Below are 18015 nucleotides of genomic sequence, written 5' to 3' on the forward strand. Positions count from 1 at the left end.
TGGCGGGCCGCCCTGGGGTCGGTCTGGCCGGGGCCGGACTGCCCAGGGCCCGTCTGACCGGGGCCGGGGTGGCCGGGGCGAGGGGCCGCCGGAGGCGGTTCACCGGGGTTCCTGGCGAAGGCGATGCCGAGCGGGGCCGTGCGCAGCTGCTTCACCCCGGAGGCGCTGGAGACCGTCGCGATGACGGCGTCCGACGCCGTGCTGATCGCCGAGACGGTGCCGGACATGGCGTTGCCCACCCAGACCTCCGCGCCGTCCGGTGTGATCACCACGGGGGCCGGGAGCCTGCCGACCGTGACCGTACGCCGGATCCTCCGCGCCGCCGGGTCGAGCACCGCGACCGTATCGGCGTTCATCCGGCTGACGTAGGCCTTCGCGCCGTCCGGGGTGACCGCGACGCCCCACGGCTCGTCACCGACCGCGATCCGGCCGCGCACCCGGCCGCTCGCCGTGTCGATCACCGCGACCGTGCCCGCCCGGGGCTCCGTCACGTACAGCGTCCGGCCGGCCGCGTCCACCGCGACGCCCTGCGGACCGGACGCGTCGCGGACCCTGCGGATCACCCGGTCCCTCCGGGCGTCCAGCACCGCGACCCCGGAGTCGTACGTGACGTACGCGCGCGCCCCGTCCGCCGCGAACACCACCTGCCGCGGCGCCGTCCCGACCCGTACGGACCGCTCCACCGTGTCGGACCGGGTGTCGATGACCGCGACGACGTCCGAACCGCCCTTCCCGGTGTCCCCGCCGGTGACCGCGGCGTACGCCTTCGTCCCGTCCGGGGAGACCGCGACGCTCCGGGGGAACGGCCCGACGCGCAGCGGGCGCGTCGACCCGGTCGCCGGATCGACCGCCAGCACGTCGAACTGGCCGGTCTCGGCGACGTACAGCTTCGCGCCGTCCGGGGTCGCCGCGACGCCCTGCGGGGCGTCGGCGAGAAGGTCGTTCGCCACGATCCGGTGCGTCGCGACGTCGATGGCGGCCACGGAGTACCCGCCGGCCAGCGCGACGTACGCGACGTACGAGCCGGCCGCCCGCCTGGCCTGCGGGTGCTCGCCCGGCGGGTCCCACCTCGGATCGCCGGGGACCGTGTTGCGCGGGGTGGGCCGCGGCCGGGGCCCCTGCGCCGCCGAACCCGCGGGGACGGCCAGGACGACCAGTCCCGCGACGCCGCCCCCGGCCAGGAGAAGCCGCCGCCGTGAGATGCTCTTCGGCACGTGTCGATCCCTTCCGGCCCGCGGCGGCTCAGCCCCTGGGCCGAGGCCGTGGTCCCTTCTCCTGATGGGGCGGGGTCTGCGCCGCCCCGGGGAACTCCGGGGCCGGCAGCCGGTCGACGGCGTCGGCCGCACGCGCCAGCTCCGGCTTCGTCCGGGGCAACTGCGGCGGCCGGCCGCGCACCGCCATCCCCAGCGCGGACGTCAGGTCCCCGAACGTCCGCCGCCGCCAGGCGCTGAGGTTCGGCACGCGAACCCCCGTCACCCGCTCCAGCAGCCGCAGCGTGGAGGTGTGGTCGAACGCCTCGCGCGCCACCCAGCCGCCCTGCGTCCAGGGGGAGACGAGGATGCACGGCACGCGGAAGCCGCCGCCGATCGGCAGGCCCCCGACGAACTCGTCCGGCGTCCCCGCCGGAGGGACCGGGGGAGGGACGTGGTCGAACAGCCCGTCGTTCTCGTCGTAGTTGAGGACGAACAGCGTCTTGGCCCACACGGCGGGGTTGGACGCGATCGCGTCGATCTTGCTCGCCACGTAGTCGGCGCCGGCGGCCGGGGTGTAATCCGGATGTTCGGACTGATAACTCGTCGGGATGATCCACGAGACCGTCGGCAACCGGTCGTGGGCCGCGTCGAACTCGAACTGACCCGCGGCGTACGTGCGGAGCCCGTTGCGGTACAACGGCGAGTCGGCCGAGGCGTCCTGGAACGCGTCGAACCGTTCGAGCACATTGCATCCGTAATTGTCGACCTCCTGGTAGACCCGCCAGTCCACGCCGGCCGCGGTCAGCGCCTCCGGATAGGTCTTCCAGCTGTACGGAATGGGATCCCGGTTGCCGATGACGGGGCCGCCCTGATCGCCGCCCGGGTCGATGGTGCCGCTCATCAGGTAGAGCCGGTTCGGCCACGTGGGCCCCAGCACCGAGCAGAAATAGTTGTCGCAGATCGTGAACGACTCCGCCAGGGCGAATTGGAACGGAATGTCCGCCCGGGTGTAATGGCCCATGACGTACGGCGCGTTCTCCCCGTCGGCCGCCCGGTGCGCCGGCACCCAGTTGTCCATCCTGCCGCTGTTCCACGCCTGGTGCTGCACCGTCCACGCGTGGTTGGTCGACGGGATCGACTGCGCGTTCGTCGTCCGCGTGTCCAGGTGGAACGGCAGGAGGTAGCCCGCTGGATTCTGCGGATCCGGCTGGTGGAAGACCGACCGGCCGGTGCTCAGCGTGATCGCCGCCGGGTCGGAGAAACCGCGCACCCCGGGAAGAGTCCCGAAATAATGATCGAATGAGCGATTCTCCTGCATCAGGACGACGACGTGCTTGATATCGCCGAGCCGGGGCCTTCCCGGCGACGGAGCGGCGGCCATCGCCCGCCGCAGATTCGGAGGCAGGAACTCCGCGGCGGACGCCGCAGCGGCCATCGCCCCCGCCGCACTGAACAGGCGACGGCGGGTGAGTTCCGGCATATGACACGCTCCCGTCGGACCGAGGACCACGCAACACCAGATAGAAAATGGCCCATTCAACGGCCGTGTGCAACGCGAACGCATGAACGACGTTCGATGATCGGGCGACGGAAACGTTGATTCGGGCAATCAACGGAATTCGCTTTATTGCGATATCTAACGGCAGATGTCGGTGACCCGGAGGGCGGAGACCGGCCACGTCCAGCGGGCGGCGGAACACCGGCGGACGCGGCCACGACCGGCCGCCCCCCGCATCGACGGCAACACTCTGTTCCGAACGTCACACCCGAGGGCGAATATCAGCCCCGATGCCGGGCAGGGCTCATGAAGCACGGCCGAAAGCACCACTCGGGAAGGTAGACCCATGAGCACCAACCTCCACGGCAGGACGATCGCCTTCCTCGTCGCCCCCGACGGGATCGAGCAGGTCGAACTGACCGAGCCCTGGAAGGCGATCGAACAGGCCGGCGGCACGCCGCGCCTCGTCTCCACCAGCAGCGGCCGGGTGCAGGCCCGCGACCACCTCGAGAAGGCCGACACGTTCCCCGTGGACACCACCGTCGACGAGGTCTCGGCCGACGACTTCGACGCGCTCGTCCTGCCCGGCGGCGTCGCCAACCCCGACTTCCTGCGCACCGAGCCCAAGGCCGTCGCCTTCGCCAAGGGATTCTTCGACAGCGCCAAGCCGGTCGCGGCGATCTGCCACGCCCCCTGGACCCTCGTCGAGGCCGACGTCGTACGCGGCCGCACCCTGACGTCCTGGCCCAGCCTGAAGACCGACATCCGCAACGCCGGCGGCACCTGGGTCGACCAGGAGGTCGCGCGCTGCACCGCCGGCCCCAACACCCTCATCACCAGCCGCAAGCCCGACGACCTCAAGGCCTTCTGCCAGGAGATCGTCGAGACGTTCGCGGCCTGAACCACCGGCGCGCGGCCGGCCGGACGCACGGCGTCCCGGCCGCCCGCGCCGCCCTCCGTACAGCCGGGACCTGCGGCACGAGACGCGGCCCGGACTCCGCGCGGGCGCCCGTACGGTTCGCGCACCCGGCCGCCCGCTCCGCACTCCGCAGGAGCCGGACTCGCCGATCCGGCTGCCGTTTCCCGCATCCGGGCATACCCTCACATCTAGGCCAAGGGACCCTTGTCGGCCCCTTCGGTCTAGACCAATACGTGAACACTGGGCGACGCCGACCTGCATGAATACGCGTACCGCCCAGTAACTACCTAGGGTTGTAGCGTGAGTCGCCGAGCAAAGATCGTCAGCACGATAGGTCCCGCCTGTTCCAGCCAGGAGAACATCCACGCCCTCGTGGAGGCCGGGATCGACGTCGCCCGGCTCAACATGAGCCACGGCACGCAGCAGCAGCACGCGGAGGTTTATCGATATCTCCGCGACGCCTCCAACGCCACCGGCCGCGGCGTCGGCATCCTCGCCGACCTCCAGGGACCGAAGATCAGGCTCGGCCGGTTCGCCGACGGCCCGGTCCGCCTGACCCTGGGCGACGAGTTCACCGTCACCACCGAGGACGTCCCCGGCGACCGCGCCATGGTCTCCACCACCTACGGCGGGCTCCCCGGCGACGTCAACGCCGGTGACACCGTCCTCATCGACGACGGCCGCGTCGTCCTCAGCGTCACCGCCGTCGACGGCCCCCGCGTCCGCACCCGCGTCCTCGTCGGTGGCATGGTCTCCGACCACAAGGGCCTCAACCTCCCCGGCGTCGCCGTCAGCGTCCCCGCCCTCACCGAGAAGGACGAAGAAGACCTCCGCTTCGCCCTCCACCTCGGCGTCGACATGGTCGCCCTGTCCTTCGTGCGCAGCCCCGACGACGCCACCACCGCCCGCCGCATCATGGAGGAGGAAGGACGCACCGTCCCCCTCCTCGCCAAGATCGAGAAGCCGCAGGCCGTCGAGCGCCTCGAAGAGATCGTCGAAGCCTTCGACGGCATCATGGTCGCCCGCGGCGACCTCGGCGTCGAGCTCCCGCTCGAGCAGGTCCCCATCGTCCAGAAACGCGCCATCGAGCTCACCCGCGAGAAGGCCCGCCCGGTCATCGTCGCGACCCAGATGCTCGAGTCCATGATCAGCGCGCCGCGCCCCACCCGCGCCGAGACCTCCGACGTCGCCAACGCCGTCTTCGAAGGCGCCGACGCCGTCATGCTCTCCGGCGAGACCAGCGTCGGCGACTACCCCATCGAGTCCGTCCAGACCATGGGCCGCATCGTCTGCGCCGCCGAGGAGCACACCCTCCGCGCCACCCACTCCCTCGACCGCGTCCCCGAGACGGTCGGCGGCGCCATCGCCCGCGCCGCCGCCGAGATCGGCGCGACCGTGGGCGCCAAGGCCCTCGTCGCCTTCACCATGACCGGTGAGACCGCGCGCCGCATGTCGCGCTACCGCTCGCCGATCCCCCTCCTGGCCTTCACCGCCCGCCCCGAGACCCGCAGCCAGCTGGCCCTCGTCTGGGGCGTCGAGACCTTCATCGTCCCCGAGGTCTTCCACACCGACGAGATGGTCCGCCAGGTCGAGGCCGCGCTCCTCGACATCGGCCGCCTCCAGAAGGGCGACCGCGTCGTCATCGTCGCCGGCTCGCCCCCCGGCACCCCCGGCTCCACCAACGCGCTGCGCGTCCACCGCATCGGTGACGCCATCGCCACCCACCCGGCGTCCTGACCCCAGGACGCTCCGGACCCAGTGCGGGGCCACCGCCCACCACCCCGGGCGCTGACCCCGCACTCGGAGCCGTGTGGGCTCCGCACGGCGGCCGCTCAGTACTTCGGCCCCACGAACTCATCCAGCCGCGCCACCGCCTCCCTCCGCGCGATTGAGATCGTCTTCCGGTTCATCTGCTTCCATGCGATCCCGAGCCGATCCAGTGCATCCGTGAACAGTCGGCGGATGTCCGCCGACTCGTTGACGAACGTGTAGCGCGGGTACTCGTACCAACGATCGCCGCCCTTCAGCGGGCGCCGTACACGGTTCATGGAACGGCAACCATCCGAATGGATGAGCCCCCGGACGAACTCTTCGGCGAATTTCGTGACTATGTCCTCCTGCCATACGGCTAGCGCGATCTTCCTCGTGTGCTTCATCCCTGGTCCGTGCTGGGGGAACAGGCAGGGGAGATGCTTCGAGAGGACTCCGACCATCGTGCAGCCCTGCCTCTGGCGGTAGCCGACCGCATTAGATGGCATGACGGCCTTAATCGCCTCCGCGGCTGCGTGGATGAGTCCGGGCCAGGCGTCACAGCAGGCGATCTCGAGGCGGAAGACGTCTTTGGGGCAATGCACGATATGCCCGTCTCCGAGATAGAGGCCGAGCAGGTAGGCGTAAGACTGCTCATCGAGGGACCGCTCGTGGCACCGAGGGCAGTCGAACTTTCGAGGAGCTGCCTGCTTGCTGCGCCGAGTGCCGTACTTCCAGTGCCGGACAGCGCCGATGGAGACGCCGCACATCCGAGCGACCTCACGGTCTGTGAATCCCCGGCGGGACAGGGTTAAAGCCCGCTCCAGGATGCGTCTGTCGTACATACGCATAGTGTTGCGCTGCGGTACGACAGAATGTTGCCGTTAGTAAGTGGCCGGTCACGAATGGGTACCGGGAGCGGGACTCGAACCCGCACGTCCTTTCGGACAGACGCTTTTGAGGCGTCCTTGTCTACCATTCCAACATCCCGGCATTTTCCCCGACATTGTAAGAGATGTCCGGAAAAACTGCCTGGGGTGCCAAGTGACACCCCGGGTCGGGTACCAGGGTAGCGGGTCCGGGTACGCTCGTGCGCGTGACCGAGAGCGCGCGTCGTGTTGTGATCGCTGAGGATGAGGCTCTGATCAGGCTTGACCTCAAGGAGATGCTGGAAGAAGAGGGGTACGAGGTCGTCGGCGAGGCCGGGGACGGGGAGACGGCGGTCCGCCTGACCACGGAATTGGTGCCGGACCTGACGATCCTCGACGTGAAGATGCCGGTCCTGGACGGGATCTCGGCGGCCGAGCGGATCGCCGGCGAGCGGATCGCGCCCGTGGTCATCCTGACGGCGTTCTCTCAGCGGGAGCTGGTCGAGAGGGCCCGGGAGGCCGGAGCCATGGCCTACCTCGTGAAGCCGTTCACGAAGGCGGACCTGGTGCCCGCCATTGAGATGGCGGTGAGCCGGTTCCAGGAGATCAAGAGCCTTGAGGCCGAGGTGACGTCGCTCGAGGAGCGGCTCGAGACGCGGAAGCTGGTCGACCGGGCCAAGGGGCTGCTGCAGAGCGCGCACGGGTGGTCGGAGCCGGAGGCGTTCCGCTGGATCCAGAAGACCTCGATGGACCGTCGGCTGACGATGCGGGCGGTGGCGGAGGCGGTCATCGTGGGCGGTGTGGGTGACACCTCCGGGGCGAAGACCGAATAGTGGGCCTGGTGGTGTCCGTTAACACCCCTGTAACGGAGTGAGCTGCGCTACTACGCAGAGTAGTCATCCGTATTCGTATCCGGACTTTTGGGGCACGGACCAGTAACGAATCAGCAACACCATCGCTGAATCCCTACTCCTCGTAGCCGGTGCTCGGTGTACTACCCACCTGAGCCCCAGGAAACGTGTCATTTCGCCCGCACCGAGTCCACGACCTGGGTGCAGATTAAGTCCCTGATCCCGGGGATTCGGACGGAAGGAAGAGCTACCTTGCGGAGCAGATTGATTACCGTCGTCGGCGTGGTGGCGGCGAGCGCGACACTGGCGCTCGGCGCGTCCGCGTGCGGTGGCAACTCCAAGGGCGGTGGCGACAATGTCACCATCGGGTTCATGGGTGACCTGACCGGCGAGAACTCCGGCATCGTCATCCCGCCCAAGCAGGGCGCTCAGCTGGCCATCGACCAGTACAACGCGACCAACCCGAAGGTCAAGATCACCCTCAAGACCTACGACAGCCAGGGCAAGGGTGAGCAGGCCGTGCCGCTGGCCAAGCAGGCCATCACGAAGGACAAGATCGCCGGCCTGATCGGCCCGACCTTCTCCAGCGAGTCGGCGCAGGCCGACCCGGTCCTGGAGGAGGGCAAGCTGCCGAACATCTCCTCCTCGGCGACCAACGCGGCCCTGGCGACGCACGGCTGGAAGTACTGGCACCGCCTCATCGCCAACGACAACGTGCAGGGCGCGGGGATCGGCGAGTTCATCAGCAACGGGCTGAAGGCCAAGAAGGTCTTCATCATCCACGACAACTCCGAGTACGGTAAGCCGCTCGGTGAGACGGTCAAGGCGACGGTCGAGAAGGCCGGCGCCCAGACCTCCGAGGACGCGATCGACCCGAACGGCTCGGACTTCTCCGCGACCGTGAACAAGGTCAAGGCGTTCGCACCGGACGCGATCTTCTTCGGCGGCTACTACTCCGCGGGCGGCAAGCTGATCAAGCAGCTGCGCGAGGGCGGCGTGAAGGCGCGCTTCCTGTCGGGTGACGGCTCGCTGGACCAGGGTCTGGCCAAGGGCGCCGGCGGCACGAACGCCGACGGCTCGATCATCGGCTGCCCGTGCCTGATCGACCCGAGCGGTACGGCGAGCGCGGCGAGCAAGAAGTTCGCCGAGGACTACAAGGCCAAGTTCCACGCCGACCCGGCGATCTACTCGGCCGAGGGCTACGACGCGGCCACCGCGTTCATCGAGGCGGTCAAGGCCGGCAACACGACGCCGGAGAAGATCAACGACTTCCTGACCAAGGTCGACAAGCCGGGCGTCTCGAAGGAGATCAAGTTCCAGAGCAACGGTGAGCCGACCGCGACGGACGTCTACGTCTACGAGGTCAAGGGCACCCAGCTTCCGCTGCTGGGCAGCGCCAAGAACGCGACGGTCAAGTAGTCCGCCTGCCAGACGGCGGCCTTGAGACACGCGCAGGGGCGGGAGCGAAAGACGCGCTCCCGCCCCTGCGGCAAAGGCGACCACATTGAACACTCTCTTCAGTCAATTCTGGCCGTACACCATTGACGGCCTGTCGCTGGGCGCGATCTACGCGCTGGTGGCGCTGGGCTACACGATGGTCTACGGCGTCCTGCGACTCATCAACTTCGCGCACTCCGAGATCTTCATGATCGGGACGTTCGGGGTGCTCGGAGCCCTGCACCTGTTCGGGATGCCGTCGAACGTCGGCGGTTTCGCGCTGGTGGGCCTGGTCCTCGCGCTCGCGGTGGTGGGCGGGGTCGCCTCGGGCGGCAGCGCCGTCATCTTGGAATACGTGGCGTACCGGCCCTTGCGGCGGAACAACGCGTCACGGCTCGCGGCGCTGATCTCGGCGATCGGCGCGTCGCTGTTCCTTCAGCAGCTGTTCGCGCGGCTCGTGATCCCGCAGGCCTTCGGCCTGCCGAAGGAGAAGGGCGCGCTGCCGGTCCAGGGGCACTTCGTGCGCCGTACCGATGTGATCCACATCGGTGGGTTCGAGCTGTCGAACGACCGGCTCATCGTGATCGTCGGCGCGGTCCTCATGATGGTCCTGCTGGACCTGTTCGTGAACCGGACGAAGCTGGGCCGCGGCATCCGCGCGACGGCGCAGGATCCGGAGACGGCCGTGCTGATGGGCGTCAACATCGACCGGATCGTGACGGCGACGTTCGCGCTCGGCGGCGCGATGGCGGGTGTCGCGGCGGCGCTGTACATGCTGCGGTTCGAGGAGACGAAGTTCGACGTCGGGTTCCTGCTGGGCATCAAGGCGTTCACCGCCGCGGTGCTGGGCGGTATCGGCAATCTCCGCGGTTCGCTGATCGGCGGTATCGTCCTGGGCCTGATCGAGATGTACGGCTCGGCGGTCTTCGGTTCCGAATGGCAGAACGTCGTCGCATTCAGCGTTCTGGTGCTTGTCCTCATGTTCCGTCCCACCGGCATCCTCGGTGAGTCCCTTCAGCAGGCGCGCGCATGAACGATACGACCAACCGAAACCCGCTCACCCGCCTACGGGACGGGTACTCGTCTTTCTCCGACTCGCTTCATGACCGCTGGGCGACCGCTCCGCGCTGGGCGCGGTGGGTCGTCTACCTGGTGCTGATCGTGGTCGCGATCATCCTGCCGGCGGACGGCATCGGCAGTTTCATGTCGCCGTACACCGACTGGCCGACGCTGCTGTTCTTCCCGATCGGCGGGTACATCCTGCTGGCGATCGGCCTGAACGTGGTCGTGGGGCAGGCCGGTCTACTCGACCTGGGCTACGTCGCGTTCTTCGCGATCGGCGGCTACGCGATGGCCATCTTCGGGACGAAGATGCACATGGACTTCTGGGAGATCCTGGTCGTCGGTGTGCTGCTGTCGGCGGTGTCGGGCATCATCCTGGGCGCTCCGACGCTGCGGCTGCGCGGTGACTACCTGGCGATCGTGACCCTGGGCTTCGGGGAGATCGTCCGGATCGTGGCGCAGAACACCGACTACATCGGTGGCCCGAACGGCATCGGTGGCATTCCGCACCCGCCGACGCTGACGGAGTGGACGGTCCCGGACAACGGGTTCTTCGACGCGATCGGGCTCGGCGGCGTGCAGCCGTTCAAGTACGGCGCGCTGGACGGCAAGCCGTACTACTACCTGATGCTGCTGGTGATCGTCCTGGCGATCATCTTCTCGAAGCGGCTGGAGAACAGCCGGGTGGGCCGTGCGTGGGCCTCGATCCGGGAGGATGAGGACGCGGCCGAGCTGATGGGCGTTCCGACGTTCAAGTTCAAGCTGGCGGCGTTCGCGATCGGCGCGGCGATCGGTGGCGCGGGCGGCGTGGTGTACGCGTCGCAGGCGGTGTCGATCATCCCGAACAACTTCCCGTTCATCCTGTCGGCGACGATCCTGGCGGCGGTGGTCCTCGGCGGCTCGGGGAACCTCCCGGGCGTCATGCTGGGCGCCTTCCTGGTGGCGTGGATCCCGGAGCGGATCCGTGGCCTCCAGGAGTACCGCGTGCTGGTGTTCGGCGGGGTGCTGGTCCTGTTGATGGTCTTCCGGCCGGAGGGCCTGCTGCCGTCGCGGCGCCGTAAGGCGGAGCTCGCCGAGGGTGAGGGCGGCATGGGCGGCCTCGGTGCCGAGGTGGGCGGTCCGGTGACCGTCGCCGCTGGTGAGGTGGGCGAATGAGCGAGACGGCAGCCGTTCCGGTGGAGGAGCGGACCGGTACGCCGGTGCTGGAGCTGCGTGAGATCACGATGCGCTTCGGCGGCGTCGTCGCGATCAACGGCCTGAACCTGACGATCAACGAGGGTGAGATCTTCGCGTTGATCGGACCGAACGGCGCGGGCAAGACGACGGTCTTCAACGTCGTCACCGGGGTGTATCGGCCGACCGAGGGCCAGGTGGTCTTCGGTGGTTCCCGGATCGACGGCAAGAAGCGGTTCCAGGTGACGAAGCGGGGCGTGGCGCGCACGTTCCAGAACGTCCGGCTGTTCCACAACATGTCGGCGCTGGAGAACGTCATGGTGGGCGCGGACGCGCACCATCGGACGGGTCTGGCCGGTGCGGCGCTGGGACTGCCGTGGCATCGCCGTGAGGAGCGCGACGGCCGGGTCAAGGCCCGGGAGCTGATGGAGTTCGTCGGCATCGCGCACCGGATGGAGGAGACGGCGAAGAACCTGCCGTACGGCGACCAGCGGCGGCTGGAGATCGCTCGTGCGCTGGCGACGGACCCGAAGCTGCTGCTGCTCGACGAGCCGGCCGCCGGGATGAACCCGACGGAGAAGGAGGAGCTGCAGGGGCTGATCCGCAGGATCCGGGACACCGGGCGGACGGTGCTGCTGATCGAGCACGACATGAGCCTGATCATGGGCATCAGCGACCGGATCGCCGTGCTGGACTTCGGCCAGAAGATCGCGGAGGGCCTCCCGGCGGAGATCCAGAACAACCAGCGGGTCATCGATGCGTACCTGGGGGTTCCCGCCGATGCTTCTTGAGATCAAGGACATTCACGTCCACTACGGCAAGATCGCGGCGCTCAAGGGCGTGTCCGTGGAGGTCGACGAGGGTGAGATCGTCACGCTGATCGGCGCGAACGGCGCCGGCAAGACGACGACGCTCAAGACGATCTCGGGGCTGCGTCCGCTGACGCGCGGTTCGATCGTGTTCGACGGCAAGGACATCAGCAAGGTGCCGGGGCACAAGCGCGTGCTGATGGGCATCGGGCAGTCCCCGGAGGGCCGTGGCATCTTCCCCGGCATGACGGTCGTGGAGAACCTCCTGATGGGCGCGTACGCGCGCCGGGACGAGGTCGAGAAGGACCTGGAGGAGGTCTACGACCTGTTCCCGCGGCTGGCCGAGCGCAAGGACCAGGCGGGCGGCACGATGTCCGGCGGTGAGCAGCAGATGCTGGCGATCGGCCGGGCGCTGATGACCAAGCCGAAGGTGCTGCTGCTGGACGAGCCGTCGATGGGTCTGGCGCCGATGCTGATCAAGCAGATCTTCGAGATCATCACGGAGATCAACCGGCGGGGCACGACGGTGCTGCTGGTCGAGCAGAACGCCCAGCAGGCGCTGCAGGTGGCGCACCGTGCGTACGTCCTGGAGACGGGCACCGTGGTGAAGTCGGCGGAGGCCGGCGCGCTGCTGAACGACCCGCAGGTGCGCGCGGCGTACCTCGGTGGCGGCGCGGAGGCGGCGGCGGGCCCGACCGCCTGACCTCCGTACGGCGTCGAAAGGGGCGGCGGCTCGCGCAGGCGGGCCGCCGCCCCTTCGTCGTCGCGCCGGGTCAGGTCAGGGAGATGTCGACCGGGTTCTTGGTGTTGCCGACGGCGGCGCCCTTGAGCTGGTCGCCGAGCCGGGACGAGGAGGGGTCGCCGAGCACCCGCAGGGCCTTCACCTTGGCGTTGGCGGGCACGTCGTACCACAGGTCGAAGGCGCGCATCTCCTGGGAGGCGATGGTCTGCACGCCGGCGGGCGCGCGGGAGATCTGCATGGCGTCGGTGTTGGGGAGATATGTGGCGCCGTCGGCGGTGACGAGCCGCTGCCGGTAGGGGTCGAAGTCGTGGCGTTCGCGGCCGTGGTCGACCATCAGGAGGCGGACGCGGACGTACTGCCCGTGCGGCATCCAGCTGGCGTGCGAGCCGATCACCTCGGGGATCTTGGTGCGGAGCCCGATCACGGCGTAGCCGACCTCGCCGATGGTGGCGGTCCGGCCCTTGAGCGGCGTCTCGTGCTCGGGGAGGGGCTGCGGGGGGATGGTGTAGTCGCGGGCCGGGTGGCCGCAGCCCGCCGCGGCGAGGACGACGGCGACGAGCGGCGTCACGGCCCGGAGGGTGCCGGGCCGGCGCCCGGCGCGGACGCCGGGTGTGATCGCGAAGGGGCGCACAGCGCGACGGTAGGCGACGGCTGTGATCATGCAAAGCCCCTGTGGCCGACGCGTAGAGCTGCTGTGGCCGAATCGAGACCGGTGCGGCGACGGGACGTGGCGGGGCCGGAGCGTGAATGAGCCCGGAGCGCCTTTGGTGCCGTACGGTCTGGTGGCCCGTGCAGGCCTTCCCCGGCCCTGCGCGGGAACCGGATCGTACGTTTTCTACTCAGCGCTCCGGGCTCTTGCCCTCCAACGGTAGCGAGACTGGAGTGACTGGTGCAAAAGATGCGAGAAATCTATGCCTTGTCGCGGATGGCGCAGGTGAGTCTGGCGGTGCAGACGCGGCGGTCCTGCTCGTCGGTGATGACGATCTCGTAGCTGGCCAGGGTGCGTCCGCCGTGCAGGCGGGTGGCGACCGCGGTGACGTGTCCGCTGGTCGCGGCCCGGTGGTGGGTGGCGTTGATCTCGATGCCGAGGGCGATGCGGCCGGGGCCGGCGTGCAGGGCGGCGCCGACGGAGCCGGCGGACTCGGCCAGGACGCAGGAGGCGCCGCCGTGCAGGACGCCGTACGGCTGGGTGTTGCCCTTCACGGGCATGCGCGCCACGACGCGCTCGGGGCTCGCCTCCAGGAGCTCGACGCCCATCGCCGTGGCGAGATCCCCGCGCGGGTCGATGCCGCCGAGATCGTTGGTGGGGCCGCCGCCGGCCTCGCTCATGAATCCTCCATCACCTGCGTAGAACTGTCGGCAGTGAAGACTAGGCTGCTTGCGTGGTGACGACGGAAGCGACCTCTGAAAACGCGCGCCTGCTGCTCCTGGACGGGCACTCCCTGGCCTACCGGGCGTTCTTCGCGCTGCCCATCGAGAACTTCTCGACGACGACGGGGCAGCCGACGAACGCGGTGTACGGCTTCACGTCGATGCTGATCAACGTGCTGCGCGACGAGGAGCCCACGCACGTCGGGGTGTGCTTCGACCGGTCGGAGCCGACGTTCCGGCACGAGGCCTACGTCGAGTACAAGGCGAACCGGCGGGAGACGCCGGACGACTTCCGCAGCCAGATCAGCCTGATCTTCGAGGTGCTCGACGCGCTGCGCATCCCGCGGCTCTCCGTCGCGGGCTACGAGGCGGACGACCTGATCGCCACGCTCGCCACGCGGGCCGTGGATCAGGGCATGGACGTGGCGATCGTCACCGGCGACCGGGACGCGTTCCAGCTCGTCGGCCCGCACTGCACGGTGCTGTACCCGCGCAAGGGCGTGTCCGACCTGGCCCGCATGACCCCGGCGGCGGTCGAGGAGAAGTACGGCGTGCCGCCGGAGCGGCACCGGATGCTCACCGCCCTGGTGGGGGAGACCAGCGACAATCTGCCGGGCGTGCCGGGCGTGGGCCCGAAGACCGCCGCGAAGTGGATCGCCAAGTACGACGGGCTCGACGGGGTCATCGCGCACGTCGACGAGATCACCGGCAAGGCCGGGGCGAGCCTGCGCGAGCATCTCGGCGAGGTCATGCGCAACTACCAGGTCAACCAGCTGATCTGTGACGTGGAGCTCGACCAGGGCCCCGCGGACCTGACGATCGGCCAGTGGGACCGCGACGAGATCCACACGCTGTTCGACACCCTGCAGTTCCGGGTGCTGCGCGAGCGGCTGTACGCCACGCTGTCGGCGGTCGAGCCGGAGGCGGAGGAGGGCTTCGAGGTCGAGGTGGCCCGGCCGGGGCCGGGCGAGCTCGCCGCGTGGCTGGAGGAGCACGCCACCGGGGAGGGCCGGGTCGGCGTCGCGGTGACCGGCACGTGGGGGCGCGGCACGGGCGACCTCACGGGCGTCGCGCTGGCCAACCAGGACGGCGCGGGGGCCTTCGTGGACCCGGTGGAGCTGATCGAGGAGGACGAGCGGGCACTGGCCGCGTGGCTGGCCGACCCGAAGCGGCCGAAGGCGATCCACGACGCCAAGGGCCCGATGCTGGCGCTGGCCGCGCGCGGCATGCGGCTCGACGGCGTGACGAGCGACACGGCGCTGGCCGCCTATCTCGCGCTGCCCGGCCAGCGCTCCTTCGACCTGGGCGACCTGGTCCTGCGCTACCTGCACCGGGAGCTGCGCAAGGAGGCCGACGACAGCGGCCAGCTGACGATCGACGGCTCCGGTGAGCAGGAGGCCGCCCACGACCTCGTCGTACGGGCGCGTGCGGTCGTCGACCTCGCCGAGGCGCTGGACGCGGACCTGGAGCGGCGGGGTGCGACGCGGCTGCTGCAGCAGGTCGAGCTGCCGCTGGTCGAGGTCCTCGCCGGCATGGAGCGGGTCGGTGTCGCCCTGGACATCGACTACCTGGCGAAGCTGTCGGCGACCTTCGGCGCGGAGGTCAAGGCGATGGAGGAGGGCGCCTGGGAGGCGATCGGGCACGAGTTCAACCTCGGGTCGCCCAAGCAGATCCAGCAGGTGCTGTTCGACGAGCTGGAGCTGCCGAAGACGCGGCGCACCAAGACCGGCTACACCACCGACTCCGACGCGCTGACGAGCCTGTTCGCCCAGACCGGTCACCCGGTGCTGGAGCACCTGCTGCGGCACCGTGAGGTCGCCAAGCTCAAGAGCATGGTCGACTCGCTGATCCCGATGGCGGACGAGGACCGGCGCATCCACACGACGTTCGGGCAGATGGTCGCGGCGACCGGCCGGCTGTCCTCGGCCGACCCGAACCTGCAGAACATCCCGATCCGCACGGCCGAGGGCCGGCAGATCCGCGAGGGCTTCATGGTGGGGGAGGGCTACGAGTGCCTGCTCACCGCCGACTACAGCCAGATCGAGCTGCGGATCATGACGCACCTGTCGGAGGACGCCGCGCTGACCGAGGCGTTCGGGTCCGGTGCGGACTTCCACACGATCACCGCCTCCCGGGTGTTCGACCTGCCGCCCGAGCAGATCGACGGTGAGCTGCGGTCGCGGATCAAGGCGATGAACTACGGCCTGGCGTACGGCCTGTCGGCGTTCGGGCTCTCACAGCAGCTGAAGATCACGCCGGACGAGGCGCGGGCGCTGATGGCCGAGTACTTCGAGCAGTTCGGCGGGGTGCGCGACTACCTGCGCGACATCGTGGCCAAGGCCCGGCACGACGGCTACACCGAGACGATCATGGGTCGCCGCCGCTACCTGCCCGACCTGACCTCGGACAACCGGCAGCGGCGGGAGATGGCCGAGCGGATGGCGCTGAACGCGCCGATCCAGGGCTCGGCGGCCGACATCATCAAGGTCGCGATGCTGAACGTCGACCGCGCGATGCGCACGGCCGGGCTGGCGTCGCGGATGCTGCTGCAGGTCCACGACGAGCTGATCTTCGAGGTGGCGCCGGGCGAGTTGGAGGAGCTGCAGGCACTGGTGCGGGAGCAGATGGGCGGCGCGTACGACCTGCGGGTGCCGCTGGAGGTCTCGATGGGCACCGGGCGCACCTGGCAGGAGGCCGGGCACTGAAAGCCGCCTGGCAGGAGGCCGGGCACTGAGGGCCGCCTGGCAGGAGGCCGGGCACTGAGGGCCGCCTGGCAGGAGGCCGGGCACTGAGGCTGCCCGGCCGGAGGCCGGGCAGCTGAGCGCTGTCCGGCCGGCGGGCCGGTCGCCGGGGGCTCATCCGGGCGAAAAGGGCCGGTCGTCGAGGGCTCATCCCGGGTGAAAGGGACGGTCACGGAGGGCTCACCCCGGTGACGGATTGCAAGATCCGCTGAGCGGGAAGTAAGAGTCCGCGCGGACGGGCCGCCCTGGTCGGGCGGCCGTTCCGCGCGGACTCTGACGGTGCCCACGGCCGTACGGCTCGCCGTGGGCGCGAGCTTATGGGGGGCCTGTGCCGCACCTTCACCGACTCGCCGCCGCCCTGCTCGTCGCGGCGGTGGCCGTCGGCCTGCTGCTGCCGCCGGCCGGCCGCGGCGGCCACGTGACGGCCGTGCGCCGCGCGGGCGCCGCGGCGGCCGTCTCCGCCGCCGGGGACGGCGCGGCGACGCCGGGGCGCGGGGCGGGGCGCGGCCGGCGGGCGGTCGCGCCGGCGGTCCCGGCGCAGGCGGCCCCGTCGAGTCCGCCGGCGTCGTCGGCCCCGCCGGCCTTCGACCGGGCGCGTGCGGCGGCGGCGGCCCGCGCCGCCGGCGCGAACGAGCTCGGCCAGGTCCCGATCCTGATGGTCCACCGGGTGCTGGCGAAGCCGAAGTCGTCGCTGGACCGTACGCCCGCCCAGCTGTACGCGGAGTTCACCCGGCTGGCGCAGGAGGGCTACGTGCCGGTGACGGCCGCGGAGTTCGTCACGGGGACGATGAACGTCCCGGCGGGACGGCACCCGGTCGTGCTGACCTTCGACGACGGGTCGCCGACGCATCTGGCCTTCGACGCGGCGGGCGCTCCGGAGCCGGACACCGCCGTCGGGGTGATCGAGCGGGTGGCCCGGGAGCATCCGGGGTTCCGCCCGGTCGCGACGTTCTTCGTGAACGCCGACCCGTTCGCGCTGGGGGACCGGGCGGCGGCCGCGATGCGCTGGCTGGCCCAGCACGGCTTCGAGGTCGCCAACCACACGACCCACCACCGGGACCTGGCGGGAATGGATCACGGTGCCGTGGCCCAGGAGATCGGCACCGACCAGAAGATGATCACGGCCGCGACGGGTATCCCGCCGGTGACGTTCGCGTTTCCCTTCGGTGCCCCGGCGCGCCTGTCCTGGGCCGGCCACGGAGCGGCCGGCGGAGCCCGGTGGAACTTCCAGGGGATGTTCCTCGCGGGGTGGCGTCCGGCCGACTCACCCTTCGAGAAGGACTATGATCCTCGGCAGATCCCGCGGATCCGCGACGACGGCAGGGTTCCCCAGGACGACTGCCGGCGGTTCTGCTCGATCGCGTGGCTCGACTGGCTGGCCCGGCACCCGGACAAGCGCTTCACGTCCGACGGGGATCCGGCCACGGTGGCCTTCCCGCAGGCTAAGATGATCTACCTCGCCAAGGGACTCGCGGCACGCGCGTGCCCGTACTGATCATCCGAGAGATTGACCGTACCGGGGTACGTCCCATATTCTGATCGCTGCGCTGTGGGCCTGCGCGCGCCTCGGACAGAGCAGGCTCGCGCTCGGTCACGTCGAC

Annotated in this window: 14 protein-coding genes, 1 tRNA gene and 1 pseudogene; 10 read left to right on the forward strand and 6 right to left on the reverse strand. The window is 69.9% G+C overall.

Annotated elements, in window-relative coordinates; genetic code table 11:
* Positions 1 to 398: 398 nt before the first annotated feature.
* Positions 399 to 1346, reverse strand: a pseudogene (locus tag NDW01_RS43680) (hypothetical protein); the annotation flags it as partial.
* Positions 1243 to 2673: an alkaline phosphatase family protein gene (locus NDW01_RS02910; protein ID WP_252816290.1), complete on the reverse strand. Its 1431-nt coding sequence runs from the start codon at positions 2671 to 2673 to the stop codon at positions 1243 to 1245. The pseudogene NDW01_RS43680 and the gene NDW01_RS02910, both read right to left, overlap by 104 nt.
* A 364-nt stretch (positions 2674 to 3037) precedes the next feature.
* Between NDW01_RS02910 and NDW01_RS02915 the strand changes: the two genes are divergently transcribed.
* Both NDW01_RS02915 and pyk read left to right on the forward strand, forming a co-directional pair.
* Positions 3038 to 3592 (forward strand): type 1 glutamine amidotransferase domain-containing protein, encoded by a 555-nt coding sequence (locus NDW01_RS02915; RefSeq protein WP_252816292.1) that lies wholly within the window; start codon positions 3038 to 3040, stop codon positions 3590 to 3592.
* 318 nt (positions 3593 to 3910) lie between these two features.
* Complete coding sequence (gene pyk / locus NDW01_RS02920) at positions 3911 to 5347, forward strand: pyruvate kinase (RefSeq protein ID WP_252816295.1); 1437 nt, start codon at positions 3911 to 3913, stop codon at positions 5345 to 5347.
* Positions 5348 to 5442: 95 nt separating this feature from the next.
* On the opposite strand, the gene NDW01_RS02925 is transcribed toward pyk, so the two are convergent.
* On the reverse strand, positions 5443 to 6204 hold the full coding sequence (locus NDW01_RS02925; protein ID WP_252816297.1) for a helix-turn-helix domain-containing protein: 762 nt from the start codon (positions 6202 to 6204) through the stop codon (positions 5443 to 5445).
* Between the two features lie 65 nt (positions 6205 to 6269).
* Positions 6270 to 6352 (reverse strand) — tRNA-Leu (locus NDW01_RS02930).
* 97 nt (positions 6353 to 6449) lie between these two features.
* Between NDW01_RS02930 and NDW01_RS02935 the strand changes: the two genes are divergently transcribed.
* The 6 genes from NDW01_RS02935 to NDW01_RS02960 all read left to right on the forward strand — a co-directional run bounded on the left by NDW01_RS02935 (position 6450) and on the right by NDW01_RS02960 (position 12263).
* Positions 6450 to 7061, forward strand: a complete 612-nt coding sequence (locus NDW01_RS02935) for an ANTAR domain-containing response regulator (RefSeq protein ID WP_252816299.1) — start codon at positions 6450 to 6452, stop codon at positions 7059 to 7061.
* 270 nt (positions 7062 to 7331) lie between these two features.
* A complete protein-coding gene (locus NDW01_RS02940) occupies positions 7332 to 8498 on the forward strand; it encodes a branched-chain amino acid ABC transporter substrate-binding protein (RefSeq protein WP_252816301.1) in 1167 nt (388 codons plus the stop codon).
* 85 nt (positions 8499 to 8583) lie between these two features.
* On the forward strand, positions 8584 to 9549 hold the full coding sequence (locus NDW01_RS02945; protein ID WP_252816303.1) for a branched-chain amino acid ABC transporter permease: 966 nt from the start codon (positions 8584 to 8586) through the stop codon (positions 9547 to 9549).
* Entirely contained in the window at positions 9546 to 10733 is a 1188-nt protein-coding gene (locus tag NDW01_RS02950) for a branched-chain amino acid ABC transporter permease (protein WP_252816305.1), read from the forward strand. Before NDW01_RS02945 ends, NDW01_RS02950 begins: the two co-directional genes overlap by 4 nt.
* Positions 10730 to 11542: an ABC transporter ATP-binding protein gene (locus NDW01_RS02955; protein ID WP_252787126.1), complete on the forward strand. Its 813-nt coding sequence runs from the start codon at positions 10730 to 10732 to the stop codon at positions 11540 to 11542. The genes NDW01_RS02950 and NDW01_RS02955 overlap by 4 nt, the downstream gene beginning before the upstream one ends.
* Positions 11532 to 12263: an ABC transporter ATP-binding protein gene (locus NDW01_RS02960; RefSeq protein WP_252816307.1), complete on the forward strand. Its 732-nt coding sequence runs from the start codon at positions 11532 to 11534 to the stop codon at positions 12261 to 12263. The genes NDW01_RS02955 and NDW01_RS02960 overlap by 11 nt, the downstream gene beginning before the upstream one ends.
* 70 nt (positions 12264 to 12333) lie before the next feature.
* Here the strand turns inward: NDW01_RS02960 and NDW01_RS02965 are convergent, their stop codons facing one another.
* Positions 12334 to 12933, reverse strand: coding sequence for a DUF4352 domain-containing protein (locus NDW01_RS02965; RefSeq protein ID WP_252816308.1), 600 nt, complete (start codon positions 12931 to 12933; stop codon positions 12334 to 12336).
* 278 nt (positions 12934 to 13211) lie between these two features.
* Positions 13212 to 13631 carry a PaaI family thioesterase gene (locus tag NDW01_RS02970; RefSeq protein WP_406567147.1) on the reverse strand — a complete coding sequence of 140 codons (420 nt, stop codon included), beginning with the start codon at positions 13629 to 13631 and terminating at the stop codon, positions 13212 to 13214.
* A gap of 53 nt (positions 13632 to 13684) precedes the next feature.
* Here NDW01_RS02970 and polA point away from each other — a divergent pair, with 53 nt between their 5' ends.
* Positions 13685 to 16378 carry a DNA polymerase I gene (polA, locus tag NDW01_RS02975; RefSeq protein ID WP_252816310.1) on the forward strand — a complete coding sequence of 898 codons (2694 nt, stop codon included), beginning with the start codon at positions 13685 to 13687 and terminating at the stop codon, positions 16376 to 16378.
* A 364-nt stretch (positions 16379 to 16742) separates the two neighbouring features.
* Positions 16743 to 17909, forward strand: coding sequence for a polysaccharide deacetylase family protein (locus NDW01_RS02980; protein WP_252816313.1), 1167 nt, complete (start codon positions 16743 to 16745; stop codon positions 17907 to 17909).
* Positions 17910 to 18015: the final 106 nt, after the last annotated feature.

Origin of the sequence: Actinoallomurus soli, assembly GCF_024055715.1 — a bacterium.
GTDB classification, from domain to species: domain Bacteria; phylum Actinomycetota; class Actinomycetes; order Streptosporangiales; family Streptosporangiaceae; genus Actinoallomurus; species Actinoallomurus soli.